Origin of the sequence: Salinirussus salinus (assembly GCF_009831455.1) — an archaeon.
GTDB classification, from domain to species: Archaea; Halobacteriota; Halobacteria; order Halobacteriales; family Haloarculaceae; genus Salinirussus; species Salinirussus salinus.
In genome coordinates, this window is sequence record NZ_WOWO01000003.1 from 257,484 (window position 1) to 275,869 (window position 18,386).

Here is an 18,386-nt window from a genome sequence, read left to right on the forward strand (position 1 = left end):
TCCGTGCCGGACTATAAGCGGTTTGGCCGGCGGCGGCCCGTGTCCCCCCGCGACTGCCCGCTCAGAGCAGTTCGCCGCGAGCGATGTCGACCACGCGCCCCCCCACCTCGACGCGGACGTCGTCCCCGCGGTCGGTCGCGCACAGGTAGAGCAGGGAGGGCCGACCCATCTCGTACCCCTGCTCGACGCGGGCGTCGACGACCCCGCTCCCGAAGTAGGCGTGCCGGGCCAGGTAGGCCGCCAGACAGCCGTTGGCCGACCCAGTCGCCGGGTCCTCCGGGACGCCGTAGGCCGGCGCGAACATCCGGACCGCGAGGTCGTTGTCCGGGTCACGCGGGTCCGCACAGAACGCGTGGACGAGCTTCGCCTCCCGGTCGCCCGTCAGGTCGTCGTAGGCCCCGCGGTCGAGGTCGATGTCCGTCAGCGCCTCGCGGTCCGCGAGGGGGACGAGAACCGTCGGCAGCCCCGTCGAGACGACCTGGACCGGCCAGTCGGTGTCGAGCCGGTCGGCCGACAGCCCCAGTACCCCCGCGAGCCGCCCGTGGTCGAGTTCGTCGCCGAATTCGGGGGGTTGCTGGGTCATCCACAGCGTCTCCCGCCCGTCGCGCTCGCGGACCTCGACGGGTACCTCCCCGACGTTCAGGGCCAGCGTGACCTCCTCGGGGCGGCCGTCGGCGACCCGCTCGCGGACGACGTGGGCGGTCCCCAGCGTCGGGTGGCCGGCGAAGGGCACCTCCGCCTCGGGGGTGAAGATGCGCACCCGGTAGGGGTCCTCGCGGGACTCGACGAAGGTCGTCTCCGAGTAGTTCATCTCGCGCGCTATCGCCTGCATCTCCTCGTCGCCGGTCGTCCCCTCGCTTTCCACCACTGCGAGCTGGTTTCCGGTGTACCGCTCCCGCGCGAACACGTCGACGATGTGCAGGTCGTGGGGCATGCCCGACCTGTCGGGTGGGTGGTGGCAAATCGCTTTTGTTAGCGCCGCTCCCGGCCGACCCGCTCCAGGGTGAACGCCCGGTCGGCGTCGGGGTAGGGAACCTCGGCCTGCACGCCGTCGTCGGGGAGAAAGGCGCGCTCGCCCTCGAAGACCTCCCGGGCTTCGGCCTCCAGCCGGTCGCTCCGACCGGCGTACCGCGAGGAGACGTGAGTGAGCGCGAGCCGTCTGGCGCCCGCCCGGTTGGCCACCTCGGCGGCCTCGCGGGCGGTCGCGTGGGCGGTCTCGCGGGCCCGGTCGGCGCGGTCCTCTGCGAAGGTGGCGTCGTGGACCAGCAAGTCGGCGTCCTCGGCGGCCCGCACCGTGCCCTCTGCGGGCCGGGTGTCCCCGGTGTAGACCAGCCGTCGGCCGGGGCGGGGCGGCCCCACGACCTCCTCGGGCTCGACGGTCCGCCCCTCGTGTTCGACCGGCTCGCCGCGGTGGAGTTTCGAGTACTTCGGGCCGGGCTCGATCCCCAGTTCCTCCTCGGCTTTCTGCCGGTCGAACCGCCCCTTCCGGTCGGCCTCGACCAGCGCGTAGCCGACGGCGTCGGTCCGGTGGTCGACCCGGAAGGTCCGGACCTCGTACTCCCCCGCAGAGAGCGCAACGTCGCCGGGCTCGACCTGGTGGACCCGGACCGGGTAGGAGGGGGAGTTGCCGGTCGGCGCGAGCAGGCGCTCGACCCGGCTGCGGGTCCCGGCGGGGGCGTGGACCGCCAGCGGGCGCTCGCGGTCGTTGAAGTCGAGGGTCTGGACCAGCCCCGGCAGGCCGAGGACGTGGTCGCCGTGGAGGTGGGTGAGGAAGACGTGACCCAGGTCAAAGCCCGTCGCAAAGCGCATCATCTGGCGCTGGGTGCCCTCCCCGCAGTCGAACAGGAGGCGGTCGCCCTCCCGCTCGACGAGCAGGGCGCTGGTCGAGCGGGCCGTGGTGGGGACGGCCCCGCTGGTCCCGAGGAAGGTCACGCGCATGGCCGTTCCTCCGGCGGGGACGGCGAAAGGCGTGTCGGATTTCGCACCGGGGGTACCCTTTTGCCGCTCGGTGTGGTATGACATGACATGAAACTCGTCATCGTCGGGTTCGGGCGGGTCGGCCGGCGGACCGCCCGGACCCTCCGGTCGGAGGGCCACGAGGTCGTCATCGTCGAGCGCGACGCCGCGCGGGCCGACCGCGCCCGCGAGGACGGGTTCTCCGTGGTGACGGGCGACGGCGGCGACGAGGCGGTGCTTGCGGAGGCGGGACTCGACGATGCCGACGCCGTCGCCGGGCTGACCGGTGACGTCAACACCAACTACTCGGCGTGTCTGGTCGCCGCGAGCCACGGCTGCCGGACCGTCCTCCGGGTCGGCGAGGACCTCAGCGACGAACTCTACGAGAAGTACGCCGGCGATGTCGACGAGATCATCTATCCCGAGCGGCTGGGCGCGGTCGGCGCCAAGACCGCGCTCATGGGTGGCGACTTCAACGTCATCGCGGACCTGACCGAGCACCTCTCGCTCGCGAGCGTCGCCATCCCGGAGGGGTCGCCCGCCGTCGGCCGCCGGGTCGTCGGCCTCGACCTGCCGGGCGACGTCCGGGTGTACGCACACGGCCGGGCCGACGAGGACATGCGGATCCCCCTGCCGAAGACGACGGTCCGGCCCGGCGACCGGCTGGCGGTCATGGCCGCCCCCGACCAGCTCGACGCGGTCCGCGAGGCGCTGCGCGGGTGACGTGCCGCGGCGAAAAAGCGGCGGGTACTGTCAGTCCGCGGAGACGTCCCGTCCGCCCTCGATCTGGACCAGCTCCTCGACGGGCGGGATCTCGGCGTCGTACTCGGTGATGATCTCGATGCGACGTTCCAGCTTCTCGCTGGCGTACTCGAGCAGCGGCGTGGAGTCGGTCTGACTCTCGACGCCGACGTCGTCGCTGTCGTAGTCCACGATACCGGCGATCAGCGGGAGGAGCTCTTCGAGGGTGTCACGGACGACGCTGCCGTCGACCTCGCCGCGGCCGACGTGGCCCTGCACTTCCTGCATGCCGAAGCCGACGTGACGCCCCTCGTCCGAGCGGATGCGGGTGATCCCCTCGACCAGTCCTTCGAGGTGGACCTTCTCGCCCAGCGGCTCCATGTCGGGCCCGCTCGGCGACCACGACCCCTGGATGCCGTAGTAGCCGGTCTGTGCCAGGACGCTCTCGACGGCCAGGTGGTAGTGGCAGTACGCCTTCACGCGGTTCTCCGGCGTGTCCTCGGTCAGCAGCCGCTCCATGGCCTCGTCGGTCCGGTCGAACAACTCGACGTAGGCGTCGTTGAAGTAGCGGTCGTCGGTCGGCCGGGTCACCTCGAAGCCACGGGCCTCCGCGACGGGGTTGATGACGTCACGCCAGTAGCGGTCGAAAAACTGGGTGTGTTTGGCCTCCTCGTAGATCTGCGAGGAGATGAACATCTGCTTGTTGATGTCGTCGAGCGCCATCATCAGCGGCGCCAGGTCCTCCGTCACCGCTTCCTCGCCGGCGCCAAAGAGGGCGACCGTCCGGCGGAACGCGTCGAACTGTGCCTCGGTCTGGTCGCGGTCGATGAGGCGCTCGCGGTCCTGCTCCAGCAGCTCCTGGGGGATGTCCTCGTAGGGGTCCCAGTGACGGTAGACGGCGTTTTTGAAGTAGCCCTGTGCGAACGAGTCCGGGTCGAGCCGCATGTCGCGGCTGTCGTCTGCGTATCGGTTCATAGCTACCCTAGTGTGGGTGATTCTACCACATTATACTACCGGAATCACGGAAAACGTGTTTCTCGTTTATTCAACCATGAGCCTACGAGAACGCCGTTTTCGACACGGGAGGGGCGACACACCGGCCGCTTCCGTCGGAAATCGGACGAAGGGAAGGGGTGGAAGATACGAAAACCGGGAGTGTCGTCCGCGGGAACGGACGACGGAGTGGGTCAGGGTGTCCGGGCGCGCTGTGGGTGGATGGGAAGGTGTGAGGCCGTCCGCGCGCCCACCGGATCCGACTCCGCCCGAGTACTTCAATACCCGTCAGACGCACGTCTGCCGCCGGCGGATTTTTGACGGTCGCTCCCCTCGCAGGACCCATGACCGCGACCTGGGCGGAGCTGTTCGACCGCGCACCGGAGGTCCCGGAGCGACGGGTCCGCGACGCGCTCGCCGACCGCCGGGACGAGCCTGACGACCGGGGCGCCGATGACCGGGACTAGCCCCGCACGCGTCGTCGCCGACGCAGACGTGCTCGCAGCCGACCTCCTCTCCGGCGGGGCGGCCCGCGAGGCCCTCGACGCCGCCCGGTCACACTCCTGGGTCGACCTGGTGGCCAGCGACCCGCTGCTCGACGACGCCGAGGCCGTCGTCGCGGCGCTGGCCGACGCGGAACTCGCGGCGGACTGGCGCCAGCGGGTCGAGCGCGAGCGCGTCCCCGTCGAACACGCCGCCGGCGACCACCCCGCGCTGGCCTCTGCCTACGAGGGTAACGCGGCACACGTACTCTCCTTCGACGAGGGACTGACCTCCGCGGGCGCGAACCTTTCCCTGAAGCCACACGTGCAGGTCAGCGTCCGCACGCCGGCGGCCTTCGTCGCCCTGTTCGACCCCGCGGCGCTGTACGAGGCGGTCGAGGGCGGGGAGTATCCCGGCCCCGACCGGGACCCGCGCGGGTGAGCACCGCCGCCACTGCGGCGGGGCTGCCCTACAGCGGCGTCCGGTCGACGAAGTCGACGATCTCCTCTGCGATCTCCTCGCCGGCATCCTCCTGGAGGAAGTGCATCGCGCCCTCGACCCAGATGTCGGGCTGCTCGCTGGCGGTCGGGATCAACTCCCGGAGCGGGTCCCGCCCACCCCTGGTGATCGGGTCCGAGTCGGCGAAGAGGACGAAGGCGGGTTTCTCCCACTCGGCCAGCTTCTCGCGGGCGGCACTCGTTATCTCGCCGCCGTCCCCGCCGTCTGCCCGGGGGACCATGTCGGGCCACTCGCGGGCGCCGGCCTTCAGCTCCTCCTCGGGGAAGGGCGCCTCGTAGGCGGCCAGCACCTCGTCGCTCAGGTCGGTCGCCGCCGCGTTGTCGATGAGCATCGCGATGGGGAGCTCGTCGGCCCGCTCGACGAAATCGCGGAAGTCGTACCACGCGTCGGCCATCTCCGCCTCTCCGGTCGGGCAGTCGGTGTTCATCGGGACCAGCCGGGCGAAGCGCTCGGCGTTGTTGACCGCGACCGGCAGGCCGACGATCCCGCCCCAGTCCTGGCAGACGAGGGTGACGTCCTCCAGGTCGAGTTCCTCGATGAACTGCTCGGTGGCGTCGTAGTGGAGGTCGTAGTCGTACTCCTCCCGTTCGGTGTACTTGTCAGAGCGGCCGAAGCCGATTGCGTCGGGGACGACCACGCGCCCGCGCTCGGCCAGCGTGGGGACCATCTTCCGGTAGAGAAACCCCCAGGTGGGCTCGCCGTGCAGGCAGAGGAACGTCTCCTCGCTGTCCCCGTCGGGGTCGGTGTCGATGTAGGCCATCTCCGGGTCGCCCGGCGCGTCGATGGTGACGTAGCGGGGCTCGTAGTCGTAGTCCGGAATCTCATCGAAGGCGGATTCGGGTGTCGAGCGCAGTGCCATGGTCGTGTACGCACAGGATCGGGGGAAAAAGGTTCGGCTCCGTATCCCGGCACTGTGACTGAGCCTGTCAATCAAGCAGATAGTATTATGTCGACAGCACGCCTCCAGTGGGTATGAATCCGCGACTGTTTCTTCGACTGGAAGGCCTGGCCGTGTTTGCCCTCGCCGTCGGCGCGTACCTCTGGCTGGGTGGCCCGCTCTGGCTGCTCGCGGTGCTGGCGCTGGCGCCGGACCTCTCGATGCTCGGCTATCTCGCCGGACCGCGGGTCGGCAGCATCGGCTACAACCTCGCGCACACGTACGTGCTCCCGCTCGCGCTCGGGGCCACGGGCCTCTACGCGGGTACGGACCTGGCGGTGCTTGTCGCGCTCGTCTGGGCCGGGCACATCGGTGCCGACCGCCTCGTCGGCTACGGGCTGAAATACCGGACGGACTTCAAACACACCCACCTCTCGCCCGGCGCGATGCGGCCACCTGCTGCGATAGACCCGACGGATGGCGGCACAGCCGACGCGCCGGCGGGCGCTGACTGACTCTCACCGGCCGGCGCCTCACCGGTCGGCGTTCGCGTACCACTCCGCGAACTTCGCCAGCGCCCGGCCGCGGTGGGAGACGGCGTTTTTCTGTTCGGTGTCCATCTCCGCGAACGTCTCGCCCGCGTGCTCGAAGATGGGGTCGTAGCCGAAGCCACCCTCTCCGCGAGGCTCGACGATGGTGCCCGGAACGACACCCTCGAACAGCTTCACGGGAGGGACTTCGTTGTCCCCGGCTCCGTCGCCCTCCGCACCCTCGATGACTTGCTCGTCGGTCGTGGCGCTGGCGCGCTCGTCGGCGGCCTGGTCCTGGCCCCGCCGTTCCCGGTCGACGGGTTCGGGCGTGGCCTCGAAGTCCTCGCCGTCGCAGTAGGCGACCACGCACCGGAACGCCGCCGAGCGGTCGGCCTCGCCGCGGGCCAGCCGCGAGACGCGCTCGATCCCCACCCGGTCCTCGACGTAGGAGGAGTAGGGGCCAGGGAAGCCCCCGAGCGCGTCGATGGTGAGTCCGGAGTCGTCGACGAAGACGGGCTCGCCGGCGTGGCGGTAGGCCGCCCGGGCGCCGTGAGCGGCCACTGCGGCGAGGTCGTCGGCCTGGGGTTCGAGGTAGTCGAAGTCCAGTTGCTCGACGGGTTCGTCCAGGTACTCCTGGGCCTCGCGCACTTTTCCAGGATTGGTGGTGACGAAGGTGACCATACCGGCCGGTGGGGCGGTCCGCGCAAAGGCGCGTCGGTTGGGGCTGGAGACGCTGCCGGTCGAGACTACAGCACCTTCGCGTGGGCCGGGGGCGCGTGCCGAGCGCCACGCGAGGCCGCGCGACCCGGGGAAAGGCAGGCCGACCACCAGCGTCCGCCGAGCGCCGGAGGCGCGAGGCGGTTCACTCGGCGCGAACGGAGTGAGCGCCGAGGTCTTTTTCGCCCACGTTTTTCAAGGAGTGGTTCCGCAGCGAGCCGGAGGCTCGCGAGGAAACCCGACGCAGAAAAAGGTGGTAGACTAGTCCACGATCACTTCGACCGGTTCCTCCTCGTCGTCATCGTCCTCGAACTCGTCGTCCTCGCCGCGCCGTTGCTGGAAAAAGAGTGCGCCGGCGACTCCGAGCACGACCCAGGAGCGCCAGTTGGCGAGGTTGAGGGTGTAACCGATGCCGAATGGCTTCTTGACGAGCATGCCCTCGCCGGGCTGCCAGTACGAGGAGAGCAGCCGCTTGACGCTCGGGCGCTCGAAGTTGTACGGGATGCCGAACAGTTCTCCCGACGCAGGCTTGTCGTCCATACTCCGGGGTACGGCAGCCGCGGTTAAGATGGTTTCCCACGGCGGCTCGGGGGTGTTTCGTTCGGAAGGTTCGGGAATGAGAGCCGCGAACAGCAAGAAAGCCCCGACTGGCTCCGCTCCCGCGCCTCGCTGCGCGCGCTCGCTTCGCTCGCGTGCTTGCGTCGTCGGGGTTCGCGGAGCCAGCCGCCCCTTTCAGTCCCGCCCGATGCGGCTGTCCAAGCTGGGCGGGACTGAAAGGGGCGGGCGTCTGGACGACGGCGGACGACGCAAGGACCACAGGCGAACGGGGTGAGCCGAGGACCGCAGCGAGGTCTCCGCGAGCGCAGCGAGCGGAGGCGCGGCAGACGAACGGAGTGAGTCTGCCGGTGCCCCCGAGTCCAGACGTCCGGGGCTTTCTTGCTGGACTGAACCGCGATTCTGCTAAACGAAACACCGCCGCGGTTCCCACCGGTGCGTTCTTTCACATCGGGCCACACGCCTCCCCAGCCGATTCACTCGCTCCCTCCAGTCGCTCGCTCATCCCTCGCACGGCGGCTGTCGCGTGGGCGGGAACGAGTTCCCGCTCGCTCCCGTTCGCTTCGCTCACGGGAACGGCACGGGGCCGCGACAGCGCGCGCCTGCTGTCTATCCCCCCACTCGCCGGAGAGCCCCCGACCGCCGCCGGATTGAAGCGTCCACCCGTCGACCCGGGGGTATGGGAGACAGTTACACCCACCATCCCGTCACCGTCGAGGGGAAGACGGCGGTCGTCATCGGCGGCACCAGCGGCATCGGCGAGGCCATCGCGCTCTCCTACGCCAGCGACGGCGCGGACGTGGTGGCGACCTCGCGAACGCCCGAGCGGGTCGCCGACACCGCCGAGCGGATCCGCGACCGCGGGGCCGATACCCTCGAGACGACCACCGACGTCACCGACCGCGAGACGGTAGAGGACACCCGCGACCGGACCGTCGAGGCTTTCGGCGGCGTCGACGTCCTCGTCACCTCCGCCAGCGCCATCGCCCGCACCGCAGTTACGGAGACCACCGAGGAGGAGTGGCAGGACGTGCTGGACGTCCAGCTCGACGGCGTCTACCGCGCCACCCAGGCCTTCGCGGAGGTCATAGAGACCGGCAGCGTCGTCCACGTCTCCTCGTTGGCCCCGCAACTCGCCCCCCCGAACCTCTCGACGTACACCGCCGCGAAGGGCGGCGTCGACGCCTACACCCGCGCGGCCGCGAAGGAACTGGCTCCTGACATCCGGGTCAACGCCATCGCTCCGGGCTACGTCGTCACGCCACAGAACGTGGACCTCATCGGCGAGGGAACCGAGGCCCGCGAGCGGATCCGCGAGCGCTGCCCGATGGGCGACGTCGCCGACCGCGAGGAGGTCGCCGGCGCGGCGGTCTACCTCGCCAGCGACGCGGCCTCCTACACCACCGGCGAGGTCGTCACCGTCGACGGCCTCTTCGGCAAGAGCGTCTTCTGAGCCAGGGTCCCGCCTTGGGGCTATCCGACGGCGCTCACTGGTACCGCCCGCGCCCCTCGATGTCGTGCAGCCGGTTCAGCACCTGCTCGTCGCCGACCGCCCGGTAAGCGTCGACGGCTGCCGCCACCAGCTCTTCTGCCTCCGCGGCGGTGCCCTCCAGGCTCTGTGCGAGGACGTGCAGGTCCATCGCGTGGTCCTCGGGGTGGCCGCTGTTGTACCCCAGCCCGAAGTCGATCAGGAACGTGCGGCTGTCGTCCCCGCCGCCCTCATCGCCGACCCGGACGTTCCGGGTGGTGGGGTCGCCGTGGACCAGCCCCGCGCCGTGCAGCCGCGCGAGGTGTTCGGCGACGGTCCGGACCCGCTCCTCGGAGAGGGCGTCCCGCAGGTCGGCATCGCCGACCCGCTGGAGAGTCAGCCGGGTCTCCGCGAGGTCGACGTCGAGGACCAGCGGCGTCGGCACGCCCGCCCGCCGCGCGTCGCTGGTCAGCCTGGCCTCCAGCCGGGTCCGGTGGCGCCGCAACCGCTTGTCGAGTTCCGGATGCCGGTACGAGCGCGGGGTTCGGGTCTTGACGACTTTGTCGCCTTCGAAGGAAACGGTCGCCTCGGCGCCCTGGACGAGGTCTCCAGCGGGCCTGCTCGGCGGGTCGGGGTCCCGCCAGGTGACCGGCACCTCGTCGGGCCGGAAGTCGCTGTCGACCCGCGACTCCTCGATGGCGAGCGTGTCGCCCGCCCGCGCCATCTTCGCGCCGAGTACTGCGATCATTCCGGCGTTGTCCCGCAGGAAGCGCGGTTCGGGGGCGTGGAAGTCGGCCCCGCGGTCCTCGCACATCGAGGCGAGCATCTCCCGGAGGCGGGCGTTCTGGCCGACCCCACCCCCGAGGACCAGTTCCGTCCGCCCGGTGAGCGCGAGCGCGCGCTCGGCCACCTCGGTCAGCATCGCGAAGACGGTCTCCTGGAGGCCACGGCAGACGTCCGCGACGGACGTCCCGTCGTCGACGGCATCCTGTGCGGCGGAGGCGATCCCGGAAAACGAGAAGTCCATCCCCTTGACGACGTAGGGGAGTTCGAGATACTCCCCCTCCTTCGCGCGGGCCTCGACCTTCGGGCCGCCGGGGTGGGACCAGCCCAGGTGCCGCGTGAACTTGTCGATGGCGTTGCCGACGCCGGTGTCCATCGTCTCCCCGAGCACCCGGTAGCGGCCGTTGCGGTAGGCCAGGACGTGAGCATTGGCGCCGGAGGCGTTCAGACAGACCGGCGCCTCGAACCCGGAGCGGTGGCGGCCGATCTCCAGATGGGCGACCATGTGGTTGACGCCCACCAGCGGAACGTCCAGACGCTGGGCGAGCGCCCGCGCCGCGGTGCCCGCGACGCGCAGGCAGGGGCCCAGCCCCGGACCCCGGGAGAAGGCAACGGCGTCGATGGATGCCGGGTTTGTCGGGGTGCCGTCGTGGTCGACGCGATTTCGGGCCAACACCTCCTCGATGACCTTGGGGAGGTGCTCGGCCATGTGCTCGCTGGCCTCGCGGGGGTGGATGCCGCCGCTGTCGGGCTCGTAGGCCTCGGTCTCGATGTCGACCGCGTCGCTGTCGCTGTCGTAGACGGCGGCGCTGGCGGCCCAGGCGGTCCCCTCGATGCCCAGCACGCGCATGGCTTCCCGTGGGCTACCGACCGAAAAGACGCTGACGGTCCGGCCCTCTGTCACTCCCCGGCGGCGTTCAGCGCGCTGTTCAGCGCGAACAGCTCGTCGACGACGGCGCTCTCGGCGAGACGGTAGCGCTGGGGGGAGGTGTTCGGTACCTCCTCGATGACCTCGACTTCCAGCAGCAGGTCGGTGTAGCTCCCGACGGTCTGGCGGGTCACGCCCACGTGGTCGGCGAGTTCGGTCTTGTTGAACTCTCGGCCCGGTGGCAGGTCGAGCAGTCCATCCAGCAGTATTGGCACGCTCTCGTGTTGCAGCAGGTACAGCAGGCCGCTGGGGTGCTCTAGGCGGGCCACCTTGGTGTCCCGCTTGCCGGCGGCGTCCGTCGGCGTCGACTCGCTCATACACAGGATACGACAGGGGTGTTAATCAGCGTTTTCACTAGTGCACTCTGTCGGTGACGTATTTTTATCAGGGCGGCGACTGAACGGCGCCGCATGCGGAAGCCGTCGGTGAAATGCGCCCTTCTCGCGGCGATGGTGGCCAAACACAGGTGGGGGACACCCATCGACGAGGAGAACCTGCTCGCTATCGCCGCCATCGAGGGGAACGACTACCCCACGGCACGGGAGGTCTTCGACGAATTGCGGGGGGCTTCCTACGTCACGAACCGCGGCAACCGCGGGATCGAACTCGACAACAGCCGCTTCGGTGAGCTGGCCGACGTGCTGTACCGCGACTGTGGCTGGGAGCCCTACCAGGTCAGGAGCCGCCTGAAACACTACGAGGGCTGGGACGACCACGACTGGGCCTGACGTCACTCCCGTCACTGCGTATTTCTTAGCTAGGATTCCGAGGGAAGAGCTCTGACCAGCAAGAAAGCCCCCGGACGCTCGCCGGCTGCGACTCGCTGCGCTCCTCAGTCGCTTCGCTCCTTGCGGTGCTTGCGTCGTCTCACTTGGCGAGCGTCCGGCCCCTTTCAGTCCCACCCGCTCCGGCTGTCCAGGCTGGGCGGGACTGAAAGGGGCGGCTGGCTCCGCGAACCCCGACAAAGTAAGCACCGCAACGAAGTGAGGAGCGCAGCGAGTCGCGGGAGTCTCGTGAGCGACCAGCGGGAGCGAACGAGACCTCGGCAAACGAGCAACGCGAGTCTGCCGGCGGCGGAGCAAGCCGGGGCTTTCTTGATGCTCTCAGGGGTCCCCAAGTATCTGAATCAAACCCGGCCCGCCATCTCGGCCGCCGCCTTTTTATCGACCGAACGGCGCTTTGTGAGTGATCCGCATGCCCTCCCGAACCCGGCGGCAGGTCCTCGCCGCCCTGGCTGCGGCCGGCCTCGCCGGCTGTAGCGCTCTCGGCGGGTCGGATCCCTCCACTGAGACACCTGGCTCGACTCCCTCGTCGACCCCGTCCACGGAGACCCCCGAGGTCTTCATGATGACCGACTACAACACCGAGCCGTGGCAACGGAAGTGGGAGCAGGAGGTCGTTCCCGGCTTCGAGGACCAGTCCGACGCCACCGTCCGGTACAACCTCAGCACGGGCCCCCCACAGGCTCCATCGACGCAGGAACTCGTCGCCGAGGGCGATCCTCCCGAGGTCTACCACAATACCGCCGTGATGGTCGCGAAACACGCACTGGAGGGCGACCTCCAGCCCGTTGACGGCCTCGTGGATGACCTCGTCGCGGCCAACGGCGACCTCCACGTCGAGTATCCGATGCGGAGCCAGGGACGCGCACACATCGTCCCCCACGGGCTCCACCTCGGCGGCGTCCTCCACTACCGCCGGGACGTCTACGACGAACTCGGGCTGTCGGTCCCCGAGACGTGGGCCGAACTGGTCGAGAACGCCCGGGCCATCGACGGGAGCGACCGGTTCGACACCCGGGGGTTCGCAGTCCCCGGAATCTCCGCCTCGGGCGACAAAACTCGAAGCGACTTCATTTCGTGGCTCTACACGGCGGGCGGGAGGTTCTGGCGATGGCAGGACGAACCCGGCGGCCGGGTTGAGCTTGACTTCCGGACCGAACAGGTCCGTGCGGCGCTCGACCTGATGAGCAGGCTCGCGCAGTACTCGCCGGAACCGGCGGAGACCGGGGCCGCATCGACTGCCGGTGCGTGGCTGGATGGCACCGTCGCCCAGTGTCTCTTTCCGAACGCGTGGCTCGCAGGGATCGCCTACGATGCCGAATCCGACCCTGCACAGGAGCGCTCGCTCTCGATAAGCCCCAACACCGCCGTCGCGCCAGCGCCGCTGCGGGACCGAACGCTCGACCCGCCCACCCGCGGGTGGGTCCGCGTCAACGGCACGCCACTGTTCCGGGGCGCAAACACGCAGTATGCCGAGGGGTTTCTCCGGTACCTGTACGAGGGTCCCGAGCGCCAGGCCGACAAGAACAACGTCACGATGCGGTCGCTCCCACCATACGAGGGGATCCTCGAAACCGAGGAGTACCGGAGTGCGGAGGTCTACCAGGCCGAGGACGGCTACTTTCTGGATTTGGAGCGGCAACTCCTGGACGAGGTGCTCCCACTTCATGCGGGCACCCGTCCGCGAACCCCGGCGGCGCGGTACGCGATGCAGCCGATCCCGCCGGATACGACCGCAGACTGGGAAGACGCAGGTCCGGAGATCCTCACCGAACTGGTCCAGGCGACCCTGGTCGACGGGAAGTCGACGGACGACGCGATCGCCAGAGCCCGCCAGCGCCTCCACTCTAGACTCGAAGACGGGCGGGAGCTGTCGGGGTAACTACTCGGGGTAGGCGTCGTGCCAGGGCCGCTGGCGCTCGAAGGCCGCACTCCCCGCGAGCACGTCGTCCTCGGCGAAGCGACTCCCGACGACCTGCATCCCCACCGGCAGGCCATCCGAAAAGCCCGCGGGCACCGAGGCGACGGGGTGGCCGCTGAAGTTGAACGGCTGGGTCAGCAGCCAGCCACGGCGCTTGTCGACGGGCTGGCCGTCGACAGTCTCGGGCAGGTCGCCGTTCTCGAAGGGGAGCACGCCCAGCGTCGGCGTCACCAGGAGGTCGTACTCGCCCAGCGTCTCCCGGAGGCTGTCGTAGACCTGCGTGCGCTTGCGGTTGGCGGCGGCGTACTCGCGGGTGGAGACGCCCTCGGCATCGAGGATGGTCTCGACAGTAGAGTCGGCCAGCTTCTCGCGGTCCTCACCGCGGGGGTCCAGCCCCTCCTCCTCCAGCGTGTCGAACAGCGACTCCCACAGCACCGTCGCGAAGGTGTAGTAGGTGTCCATGATCTCGTCGTGAGAGAGGTCGATGGGGCCGTCGATCTCCTCGACGGTCGCGCCGGCGTCCGCGAAGGCGCCGACGGCGTCGCCCACCACCTCCCGAACGTCGTCTTCGACCGGAAACGCCCCCAGGTCGGGCGAGTACGCGACCGTCATGTCGTCGATGGAGCGGTCGGTGGCGGCCCGGAAGTCGGTGCCGTCGTCGGGCGCCGAGAAGGGGTCCTTCGGGTGCGGGCCGGCCATCACCTCCAGCATGAGGGCGGCGTCGTCGACGGTCCGGGCCATCGGGCCGAGATGCGAGAAGGGGGTATGCGAGATGTAGGCGTCGGGCCGGCGAGGGGCGGCCACGCGGCCGTAGGTGGGCTTGACTCCCACGACGCCACAGCAGGAGGCGGGCGTGCGGATCGACCCGCCCGTATCGGAGCCCTGGGCGATCGGGACGAGGCGGTCGCCCAGCGCCGCGCCCGCGCCGCCCGAGGAGCCCCCGGAGATGCGGTCGGGGGCGAACGGCGTCCCGGTCTCGCCGGCGACGCGGTTGTGGGTCCAGCAGCCCAGCCCGAACTCCGGGGTGTTGGTCTTGCCGACGACGATGGCGCCGGCGTCGAGCAGCCGGTCGACGAACACCGAGTTCTCCTCGGCGACGAAGTCCTCGAAGAGTAGCGAGCCGCTCGTGGTCCGCACGCCCGCCACGTCGTCCAGGTCCTTGACCGCGACGGGGACGCCGTGCAGCGGCCCGAGCGGCTCACCGGCCTCGATGGCGTGCTCGGCCTCGCGGGCGGCCTCGCGGGCCCGCTCGTCGGTGACGGTGACGAAGGCGTTGGTCCGGTCGTTTCGCGCCTCGATCCGGTCGAGCGTGGCGTCGACCACCTCGACCGGCGAGCGGTCGCCGTCGCGGATCTGCCGCGCCAGTCCCGCCGCCGTCAGGTCGTGGATGCCGTCCTGTGACATGGCCCCGCTTCCCGCGCCCGGGGTAAGTTCCTGTCGACGGGTGTCGCCTGGGTTATGATTCTGGGTCGCGCGTCGGCTCCTCCCGGTCCCCGCGCATCCCCTTGTCGGCCTCGTTCATGTACTCCAGGGCGGCCTCGAACCCCTCCGTGGCGGCGATCTCGTAGTACCGCTTCCCGTGTTCGGTGTGGTGGCCCAGCGAGTCGAACAGCTCCGAGAACTTGAACATCGGCTTCGCGCCCTGCATCTCCGCCACGCCGTTGACGACGTGTTTGAGGATGCGGACGTTGTTGCCCGGCATCTTCCGTATCTCGTTGACCTCCTCGACGACCTGATCCATCACCTCGCCGTCGGGGACGACGCGGTTGACCATCCCCATGTCGGCGGCCCGGGCCGCGTCGACCGTCTTGCCAGAGAGGAGGAGTTCCTTGGTCTCGTGGAGGTTCATCACGAACGGGTAGACCAGCGCCGGCGGCACGCCGGCCATCCGGAGCCCCGGGTAGCCCAGTTCTGTCCCCTCGGCGGCGATGACGATGTCGGACGCCATCGCCAGGTCCGAGCCGCCCGCGAGACAGTAGCCGTGGACCGCGGCGACGACGGGCTTGTCGCAGTCCCAGACGGCGTGGACGTGTTCGGTCCCGGCGTCGAACTCGTCGAGCAGGTCGTCGACGGGCGGGACGGGGTCATCGCCGTCGCCGTCTCCCCCTCCGATGTCGTACCCCGCAGAGAAGGCCTTGCCGTTGCCACGCAGGACGAGCACCCGGACTGCGTCGTCGCCCTCCGCGCGCTCGATGGCGTCGGTCAACTCCTCCACGAGCCGGTCGCTCAGGGCGTTGAGCGTCTCCGGGCGGTCCAGCCGGAGGACGGCGGCACCCTCGATGCTGTCGCGGTCGTACTCGACGGTGTCGTAGTCGGGCATGTGCCCCGCGACGCGAGGCTCACCCTTCGGTGTTTGCCCGGGCCCCGCTACGCCGACTCCCCGAACGCGAGCGTTCCGGGGCCGGTCAGCGCCCGCTCCGCGTGCGCGTCGCTGGCCTCGTCGACGGGCTACCGGAGCCGCCAGACGAGCGACCGGAGCTTGTACCCCAGTGTGCCGTTCCGGTACCCTCGCCAGCCGCTCATCCCGCCGAGAAGCGTCGTCGCGTCGTACCCCTCGCCTCCGAGCACGCGCGTGGCTCGCTTGGCGACGATGCCCATCTTGCAGACGACGACCACCTCGCGGTCGGTCGGTACTTCCTCCAGCCGGTCGCGCAGCGCCGACTCGTCCCCGGCGCGCAGGTCCTCGTAGACGGGGAGGTTGTGGCTCCCCTCGATCGCCTCCGCGTCGAACGCCGGTTCCGGGCGGATGTCGAGCAGATACGGCTCCTCGCCCGCTCCCAGGCGGTCGTCCAGCTCCGCCGGACGGATGCTGCTCATCGGCAGAATGTTGCATTCTGGGGAGAAAACTGTGCTGCTTGCGGCTCCGGTGGCAGCCTGCACACTGCCGGCCAACGGCCCGAGGCTCGCGTGGCCGGGGCGAGCGACTCGGCGGTCCCGAGGTCCGTCCCGTCGAGTCTCCCGGCGCGCTACGCCCGTTTCCAGTCCGTGTCGAACCACGTGTCGGAGACGGCGCTCGTGACTGCCGCCAGCCCGCCGAACGCCGTCGCGTACAGCCCGAGCCCCGGCGTGGGGGACCCCTGAAGCTGCCGGCTCCCGAGGAGCCCCTCGGCGCCCGCGCCTGGCACGGCGATGTAGAACATGGCCGCTCCGAACACGGCGAGCCCGACGAGCGCACACACGCCCCGCTGTGCCGGCCCCCAGTGCCAGACGCTCACGGCGAGGAGGAGGCCCGCGGCCCCGAGCGTGAGCCAGCCGCCGGCGTCAGTCCCGGGCACGCTCGCGGAGGCCTCGGCCGCCCCGGCGGTGAACCAGGGCAGGAAGGCGCCGACCGCGGCGGCCACTGCACCGAAGACGGTCGTCTTTCGACCCTGGGGCCACCCGGTGTAGTCAGGCTGTGACGAGGCTGCCGTCCCGGGCTGCTGGCCCGGCTCACCCGGGCCTGTGTCGGCTGTCCCGGACCGTTCCGGGTCTGTGTCGGCCGCTTTGGCTCCTCCCGACCCCGGTGGTGTGGCCGCCTCGGACGGATCCCCGGCCGGCGTCCGGGACTCCGTCGGTTCCGGCGCGGGCTCGCCGCCTTCCGTACCCCCAAGATCCGTCCCGCAGTTCGGGCACACGTCGAAGTCCGCGAGCACCGGCTGCCCACAGGAACTGCATTCCCCGCTTGACATGTCTTCCCCTGCTACCGCCGCAATAAACAAAGTTGTGACAGACAGTGCCGGGACTGTATAACTTCTTCTTGTATGACAATAATGTGCTACTTGTGGCTGAAACCCGCGATACCGCCACCACCGCGCTGTTTCCGTCGGCCGCCGGCGGTGCTCCCTATGCCGACTCCTCGAACCGGTGGAGGACGGCGTCGTCCGTGCGCCCGAGGGTCCAGCTTCCCTCCACGAGGTAGCCCGTCGGTTCGCCGGCGGGCGCGAAGGCCTCCAGCGGGTCGGCCGCCGACCCGCCGAGCGCGAGCGTTCCGGGGCCGGTCAGCGCCCGCTCCGCGCGCACGTCGCTGGTCTCGGCGACCACCAGCCGGTCCACTACCGGGGCGGCACCCTTCTCGGCAGCCGGGATGGTCTTCCGGTAGACGTTCTCGAAGCGGTCGGCGGCGAGCGGGTGGTCTCTCGCCGGTTTCCTGGTGTCGAGTGTCGCCTCGACCAGCGTGGCTCCACCCCGGGACGCGCTCGCGGTGACGGCCGCGCCCTCGGGGTCGATCTCGACGGTCCCGAGTTTCTTCGGGATCCCCCACACTTCCCGGCCGCCAGCCATGGGCGCATCCCCATCGAGCAGGAGATACGGGGCGTAGAGCATCTCCCGCCCCTCGTGGGCGACCGGAACTCCGGTGACAAGCTCGTCGTAGGAGCCGAATCCGTTGACGACGCCGTAGTCGTAGAACCCCAGCACCATCGCGTTCGTCCGCACGTCGAGGGGGGCCGGAACGACCCCGTCCAGCCGCTCCCGCTCGACGGGATACTCGAACAGCACGGCGGTGAAGCCGTCGTACTCGTAGGGTCCCTCCGGGTAGAGCGGAGCGAACCCGGGCATGCTGAACCCGTCCATGGCCGGACAGTCGCCGGTGGGACGCATAAACGGCCGGGGTCTCTCTCACCGTAAAACAGTGCGACGACGGAACGCTGCTCCGTGGATTCCCGGTCAGTTCCACTCGGTATAGCCGCACTTCCCGCAGTGCTGGCGGTCGCCGTGGTCGGCGAGGAAGGTGTCACCACACCGGGGACACCGCTCGCGGTCGGTGGTGCCGTCCTCGCCGTAGAGTTCGTAGCGGCTCATGCTACGCCTCCTCGGCCTCGGCGTCCTCGTCGGCGCCGTCGCTTCTGATCTTGTTGCGGTCGAGCATGTGGTCCTGCTCGACGTCCTGGGCGTGCTCGGGGGTCTCGTAGACCTTCGCGTGGCCGACGGTCGTCCGCATCCCGAACTTCGTGTCGAGCTTGCGGATGACGACCTCCTCGGCGTCCTTGTTGAGCTTCGCGGCCAGCGAGTCCCGCACCGAGAGCCGCGAGGGGGTGGCGTCCTCGTGAGTCACCTCGAACCGGACGTCGGTCCGGTGCAACATCGGGTTCTCGTCCTCGTCGACGATGTCGATATCCATGTTGTCCTAGGTTCCCGGCGAACCGCCTAAAAGGA

Annotated in this window: 23 protein-coding genes; 7 read left to right on the forward strand and 16 right to left on the reverse strand. The window is 69.8% G+C overall.

The window, feature by feature from the left end; translation table 11 throughout:
• Nucleotides 1–61: 61 nt before the first annotated feature.
• Together GN153_RS11220 and rnz are read right to left on the reverse strand one after the other, a co-directional pair.
• Nucleotides 62–934 (reverse strand): PhzF family phenazine biosynthesis protein, encoded by an 873-nt coding sequence (locus GN153_RS11220; RefSeq protein WP_159902764.1) that lies wholly within the window; start codon nucleotides 932–934, stop codon nucleotides 62–64.
• 38 nt (nucleotides 935–972) lie between these two features.
• Nucleotides 973–1,938, reverse strand: coding sequence for a ribonuclease Z (gene rnz / locus GN153_RS11225; RefSeq protein WP_159902766.1), 966 nt, complete (start codon nucleotides 1,936–1,938; stop codon nucleotides 973–975).
• 87 nt (nucleotides 1,939–2,025) lie between these two features.
• On the opposite strand from rnz, the gene GN153_RS11230 reads away from it, so the two are divergent.
• Nucleotides 2,026–2,679: a potassium channel family protein gene (locus GN153_RS11230; protein ID WP_159902768.1), complete on the forward strand. Its 654-nt coding sequence runs from the start codon at nucleotides 2,026–2,028 to the stop codon at nucleotides 2,677–2,679.
• Nucleotides 2,680–2,709: 30 nt separating this feature from the next.
• On the opposite strand, the gene GN153_RS11235 is transcribed toward GN153_RS11230, so the two are convergent.
• Nucleotides 2,710–3,672, reverse strand: coding sequence for a ribonucleoside-diphosphate reductase (locus tag GN153_RS11235; protein ID WP_201287880.1), 963 nt, complete (start codon nucleotides 3,670–3,672; stop codon nucleotides 2,710–2,712).
• 362 nt (nucleotides 3,673–4,034) lie between these two features.
• Here GN153_RS11235 and GN153_RS17820 point away from each other — a divergent pair, with 362 nt between their 5' ends.
• Together GN153_RS17820 and GN153_RS11240 are read left to right on the forward strand one after the other, a co-directional pair.
• On the forward strand, nucleotides 4,035–4,157 hold the full coding sequence (locus GN153_RS17820) for a hypothetical protein (protein WP_268893127.1): 123 nt from the start codon (nucleotides 4,035–4,037) through the stop codon (nucleotides 4,155–4,157).
• Nucleotides 4,144–4,614, forward strand: coding sequence for a DUF7384 family protein (locus GN153_RS11240; protein WP_159902770.1), 471 nt, complete (start codon nucleotides 4,144–4,146; stop codon nucleotides 4,612–4,614). The genes GN153_RS17820 and GN153_RS11240 overlap by 14 nt, the downstream gene beginning before the upstream one ends.
• Nucleotides 4,615–4,642: 28 nt before the next feature.
• On the opposite strand, the gene GN153_RS11245 is transcribed toward GN153_RS11240, so the two are convergent.
• Nucleotides 4,643–5,551 carry a haloalkane dehalogenase gene (locus GN153_RS11245; protein ID WP_159902772.1) on the reverse strand — a complete coding sequence of 303 codons (909 nt, stop codon included), beginning with the start codon at nucleotides 5,549–5,551 and terminating at the stop codon, nucleotides 4,643–4,645.
• A gap of 113 nt (nucleotides 5,552–5,664) precedes the next feature.
• Between GN153_RS11245 and GN153_RS11250 the strand changes: the two genes are divergently transcribed.
• The gene (locus GN153_RS11250; protein ID WP_159902774.1) at nucleotides 5,665–6,084 is read left to right on the forward strand and encodes a DUF4260 domain-containing protein; all 420 of its coding nucleotides are present in this window, start codon (nucleotides 5,665–5,667) and stop codon (nucleotides 6,082–6,084) included.
• A gap of 18 nt (nucleotides 6,085–6,102) precedes the next feature.
• Here GN153_RS11250 and GN153_RS11255 read toward each other — a convergent pair whose 3' ends face one another.
• The 3 genes from GN153_RS11255 to GN153_RS17825 all read right to left on the reverse strand — a co-directional run bounded on the left by GN153_RS11255 (nucleotide 6,103) and on the right by GN153_RS17825 (nucleotide 7,942).
• Nucleotides 6,103–6,780 carry a non-canonical purine NTP pyrophosphatase gene (locus GN153_RS11255; protein WP_159902776.1) on the reverse strand — a complete coding sequence of 226 codons (678 nt, stop codon included), beginning with the start codon at nucleotides 6,778–6,780 and terminating at the stop codon, nucleotides 6,103–6,105.
• Between the two features lie 297 nt (nucleotides 6,781–7,077).
• The gene (locus GN153_RS11260) at nucleotides 7,078–7,356 is read right to left on the reverse strand and encodes a DUF5808 domain-containing protein (protein WP_159902778.1); all 279 of its coding nucleotides are present in this window, start codon (nucleotides 7,354–7,356) and stop codon (nucleotides 7,078–7,080) included.
• 460 nt (nucleotides 7,357–7,816) lie between these two features.
• Nucleotides 7,817–7,942 carry a hypothetical protein gene (locus GN153_RS17825; RefSeq protein WP_268893128.1) on the reverse strand — a complete coding sequence of 42 codons (126 nt, stop codon included), beginning with the start codon at nucleotides 7,940–7,942 and terminating at the stop codon, nucleotides 7,817–7,819.
• 108 nt (nucleotides 7,943–8,050) lie between these two features.
• On the opposite strand from GN153_RS17825, the gene GN153_RS11265 reads away from it, so the two are divergent.
• Nucleotides 8,051–8,824 (forward strand): SDR family NAD(P)-dependent oxidoreductase, encoded by a 774-nt coding sequence (locus GN153_RS11265; protein ID WP_159902780.1) that lies wholly within the window; start codon nucleotides 8,051–8,053, stop codon nucleotides 8,822–8,824.
• Between the two features lie 34 nt (nucleotides 8,825–8,858).
• Here the strand turns inward: GN153_RS11265 and GN153_RS11270 are convergent, their stop codons facing one another.
• Both GN153_RS11270 and GN153_RS11275 read right to left on the reverse strand, forming a co-directional pair.
• Nucleotides 8,859–10,472, reverse strand: coding sequence for a bifunctional N(6)-L-threonylcarbamoyladenine synthase/serine/threonine protein kinase (locus tag GN153_RS11270; RefSeq protein ID WP_159902782.1), 1,614 nt, complete (start codon nucleotides 10,470–10,472; stop codon nucleotides 8,859–8,861).
• A gap of 50 nt (nucleotides 10,473–10,522) precedes the next feature.
• Entirely contained in the window at nucleotides 10,523–10,867 is a 345-nt protein-coding gene (locus GN153_RS11275) for a hypothetical protein (protein WP_159902784.1), read from the reverse strand.
• 93 nt (nucleotides 10,868–10,960) lie between these two features.
• Between GN153_RS11275 and GN153_RS11280 the strand changes: the two genes are divergently transcribed.
• Nucleotides 10,961–11,278: a hypothetical protein gene (locus GN153_RS11280; RefSeq protein ID WP_159902786.1), complete on the forward strand. Its 318-nt coding sequence runs from the start codon at nucleotides 10,961–10,963 to the stop codon at nucleotides 11,276–11,278.
• Between the two features lie 466 nt (nucleotides 11,279–11,744).
• Nucleotides 11,745–13,214 (forward strand): ABC transporter substrate-binding protein, encoded by a 1,470-nt coding sequence (locus GN153_RS11285; RefSeq protein WP_159902788.1) that lies wholly within the window; start codon nucleotides 11,745–11,747, stop codon nucleotides 13,212–13,214.
• On the opposite strand, the gene GN153_RS11290 is transcribed toward GN153_RS11285, so the two are convergent.
• From GN153_RS11290 to GN153_RS11320, 7 genes are all read right to left on the reverse strand, one after another.
• On the reverse strand, nucleotides 13,215–14,657 hold the full coding sequence (locus GN153_RS11290) for an amidase (RefSeq protein ID WP_159902790.1): 1,443 nt from the start codon (nucleotides 14,655–14,657) through the stop codon (nucleotides 13,215–13,217).
• 52 nt (nucleotides 14,658–14,709) lie between these two features.
• Nucleotides 14,710–15,573, reverse strand: coding sequence for an enoyl-CoA hydratase-related protein (locus GN153_RS11295; RefSeq protein WP_159902792.1), 864 nt, complete (start codon nucleotides 15,571–15,573; stop codon nucleotides 14,710–14,712).
• 128 nt (nucleotides 15,574–15,701) lie between these two features.
• Nucleotides 15,702–16,070: a rhodanese-like domain-containing protein gene (locus tag GN153_RS11300; protein WP_159902794.1), complete on the reverse strand. Its 369-nt coding sequence runs from the start codon at nucleotides 16,068–16,070 to the stop codon at nucleotides 15,702–15,704.
• A 149-nt stretch (nucleotides 16,071–16,219) separates the two neighbouring features.
• Nucleotides 16,220–16,594, reverse strand: coding sequence for a hypothetical protein (locus GN153_RS11305; RefSeq protein WP_159902796.1), 375 nt, complete (start codon nucleotides 16,592–16,594; stop codon nucleotides 16,220–16,222).
• Between the two features lie 481 nt (nucleotides 16,595–17,075).
• Entirely contained in the window at nucleotides 17,076–17,804 is a 729-nt protein-coding gene (locus tag GN153_RS11310) for an acetoacetate decarboxylase family protein (protein ID WP_159902798.1), read from the reverse strand.
• 93 nt (nucleotides 17,805–17,897) lie between these two features.
• Complete coding sequence (locus GN153_RS11315) at nucleotides 17,898–18,032, reverse strand: 30S ribosomal protein S27ae (RefSeq protein ID WP_159902800.1); 135 nt, start codon at nucleotides 18,030–18,032, stop codon at nucleotides 17,898–17,900.
• Between the two features lies 1 nt (nucleotide 18,033).
• Complete coding sequence (locus tag GN153_RS11320; protein WP_159902802.1) at nucleotides 18,034–18,351, reverse strand: 30S ribosomal protein S24e; 318 nt, start codon at nucleotides 18,349–18,351, stop codon at nucleotides 18,034–18,036.
• Between the last annotated feature and the right edge of the window lie 35 nt (nucleotides 18,352–18,386).

What these genes read in the sequence shown, in the direction of transcription:
- GN153_RS11220 (WP_159902764.1), bottom strand. Translation starts at nt 934, where the DNA reads ATGCCCCACGACCTGCACATCGTCGACGTGTTCGCGCGGGAGCGGTAC.
- rnz (WP_159902766.1), bottom strand. Translation starts at nt 1,938, where the DNA reads ATGCGCGTGACCTTCCTCGGGACCAGCGGGGCCGTCCCCACCACGGCC.
- GN153_RS11230 (WP_159902768.1), top strand. Translation starts at nt 2,026, where the DNA reads ATGAAACTCGTCATCGTCGGGTTCGGGCGGGTCGGCCGGCGGACCGCC.
- GN153_RS11235 (WP_201287880.1), bottom strand. Translation starts at nt 3,672, where the DNA reads ATGAACCGATACGCAGACGACAGCCGCGACATGCGGCTCGACCCGGAC.
- GN153_RS17820 (WP_268893127.1), top strand. Translation starts at nt 4,035, where the DNA reads ATGACCGCGACCTGGGCGGAGCTGTTCGACCGCGCACCGGAGGTCCCG.
- GN153_RS11240 (WP_159902770.1), top strand. Translation starts at nt 4,144, where the DNA reads ATGACCGGGACTAGCCCCGCACGCGTCGTCGCCGACGCAGACGTGCTC.
- GN153_RS11245 (WP_159902772.1), bottom strand. Translation starts at nt 5,551, where the DNA reads ATGGCACTGCGCTCGACACCCGAATCCGCCTTCGATGAGATTCCGGAC.
- GN153_RS11250 (WP_159902774.1), top strand. Translation starts at nt 5,665, where the DNA reads ATGAATCCGCGACTGTTTCTTCGACTGGAAGGCCTGGCCGTGTTTGCC.
- GN153_RS11255 (WP_159902776.1), bottom strand. Translation starts at nt 6,780, where the DNA reads ATGGTCACCTTCGTCACCACCAATCCTGGAAAAGTGCGCGAGGCCCAG.
- GN153_RS11260 (WP_159902778.1), bottom strand. Translation starts at nt 7,356, where the DNA reads ATGGACGACAAGCCTGCGTCGGGAGAACTGTTCGGCATCCCGTACAAC.
- GN153_RS11265 (WP_159902780.1), top strand. Translation starts at nt 8,051, where the DNA reads ATGGGAGACAGTTACACCCACCATCCCGTCACCGTCGAGGGGAAGACG.
- GN153_RS11270 (WP_159902782.1), bottom strand. Translation starts at nt 10,472, where the DNA reads ATGCGCGTGCTGGGCATCGAGGGGACCGCCTGGGCCGCCAGCGCCGCC.
- GN153_RS11275 (WP_159902784.1), bottom strand. Translation starts at nt 10,867, where the DNA reads ATGAGCGAGTCGACGCCGACGGACGCCGCCGGCAAGCGGGACACCAAG.
- GN153_RS11280 (WP_159902786.1), top strand. Translation starts at nt 10,961, where the DNA reads ATGCGGAAGCCGTCGGTGAAATGCGCCCTTCTCGCGGCGATGGTGGCC.
- GN153_RS11285 (WP_159902788.1), top strand. Translation starts at nt 11,745, where the DNA reads ATGCCCTCCCGAACCCGGCGGCAGGTCCTCGCCGCCCTGGCTGCGGCC.
- GN153_RS11290 (WP_159902790.1), bottom strand. Translation starts at nt 14,657, where the DNA reads ATGTCACAGGACGGCATCCACGACCTGACGGCGGCGGGACTGGCGCGG.
- GN153_RS11295 (WP_159902792.1), bottom strand. Translation starts at nt 15,573, where the DNA reads ATGCCCGACTACGACACCGTCGAGTACGACCGCGACAGCATCGAGGGT.
- GN153_RS11300 (WP_159902794.1), bottom strand. Translation starts at nt 16,070, where the DNA reads ATGAGCAGCATCCGTCCGGCGGAGCTGGACGACCGCCTGGGAGCGGGC.
- GN153_RS11310 (WP_159902798.1), bottom strand. Translation starts at nt 17,804, where the DNA reads ATGGACGGGTTCAGCATGCCCGGGTTCGCTCCGCTCTACCCGGAGGGA.
- GN153_RS11315 (WP_159902800.1), bottom strand. Translation starts at nt 18,032, where the DNA reads ATGAGCCGCTACGAACTCTACGGCGAGGACGGCACCACCGACCGCGAG.
- GN153_RS11320 (WP_159902802.1), bottom strand. Translation starts at nt 18,351, where the DNA reads ATGGATATCGACATCGTCGACGAGGACGAGAACCCGATGTTGCACCGG.